Source organism: Mesorhizobium sp. M0938 (genome assembly GCF_040319125.1).
Classification (GTDB): domain Bacteria; phylum Pseudomonadota; class Alphaproteobacteria; order Rhizobiales; family Rhizobiaceae; genus Mesorhizobium; species Mesorhizobium robiniae.
In genome coordinates, this window is record NZ_JAMYNS010000053.1 from 1 (window position 1) to 1,194 (window position 1,194).

2 protein-coding genes are annotated in these 1,194 nt (G+C 58.0%); both read right to left on the reverse strand.

Annotation, left to right across the window (positions count from 1 at the left end):
• A protein-coding gene (locus NKH73_RS32510) for an IS5 family transposase (protein WP_127298047.1) occupies positions 1-767 on the reverse strand; the annotation gives its coding sequence in 2 pieces (ribosomal slippage) (positions 1-455 and positions 455-767; 768 coding nt in all).
• Positions 768-829: 62 nt separating this feature from the next.
• A complete protein-coding gene (locus NKH73_RS32515) occupies positions 830-1,168 on the reverse strand; it encodes a DUF7684 family protein (protein ID WP_245490608.1) in 339 nt (112 codons plus the stop codon).
• Positions 1,169-1,194 lie beyond the last annotated feature (26 nt).

The following is a 1,194-nucleotide window of genomic DNA, read 5'->3' on the forward strand; positions in this document are numbered from 1 at the left end:
CTAGGACGTAGACTCATTACCGCGTAGCCAGATGCGGATTGCGACGAGTTTGAGAGCGGCAAGATAGTTCTCAGCCAGCTTGTCGTATCGGGTTGCGATACGACGGAATTGCTTGGCCTTGTTGAAGAAGCGTTCGACGAGGTTGCGCGCCTTGTAGAGGAAGGGGCTGAAGCAGATCGCGTCCTTGCGGTTGGCCTTGGGCGGAATGTTGGCCCATGCCTTTCGCTCGGTGACAGCATTGCGCAAGGCGTTGGCATCATAGCCCTTGTCGGCGAGTAGCATGGCCCCCTCCGGCAATTCCTTGATCAAGTCCGCTGCGGAGGCGATGTCACTCATCTGGCCTGCCGTGAGCGTCAGCTTGATCGGCCTGCCTTGGGCGTCGACAAGAGCATGGATTTTGGTTGTCAGCCCGCCTCGGGAACGACCGAGACAATGATCTCGATCCCCCTTTTTGCCGTCGCGCCCTGCTGATGCACGCGAACAATGGAGGTGTCGATCATCTGCACCGTGCCGTCATGGGCTTTGGTGATGGCATCCATGAGGCGGTCCCACACACCTGCTTTCCGCCATCGGACGAAGCGATTGTAGCAGGTGGTGCGCGGGCCGTATCGCTCCGGCAGATCGCGCCATGGCGCACCCGATCGCAGCACCCAGAAGATGCCGTTCAGCACCCTGCGGTCGTCAACGCGCGGCACTCCTCGCGGCTTGTTGGGCAACAGCGGCTCGATCGCGCGCCATTCGAAGTCAGTCAGGTCATATCGGCTCATGTGGAGCCTGAATCAGAAAACGGCGTGATATGGAAGCCTAAATTGCGGGCGGTCAACGACTCTTACAGCCGGACCTCTTCGACGGGATCGCCGCGCTCGAACTCCCACGTCCTAGCCATGTTCAACACATCCTCAAATGGCTCATCGGGGTGAGAAGTCGTGCATATAAAGCGTGTCTCGTCGCTTCCGTCACCGACGACGATCTCGTCGATAATGTCTTCAACCCTCGCGCAGCCCGGTCCGACCACGGCCACGAGCGATACACCGTCATTCAGACATTGCTCAACAAAGCCATCGAGCAAGGTCTCATCCGATACCGGAACATGAAGAATTAATTTGCGGGCGAACGGCATAGTCAGATTGTAGGCCGACGGGTGATTGCTTTCCAGCGTCTCAATCATCCAGCATTTATGAGTTCACGACCTAG

Excerpts from the sequence above, each read along its gene's own strand:
- NKH73_RS32515 (WP_245490608.1), bottom strand. The coding sequence starts at position 1,168 with ATGATTGAGACGCTGGAAAGCAATCACCCGTCGGCCTACAATCTGACT.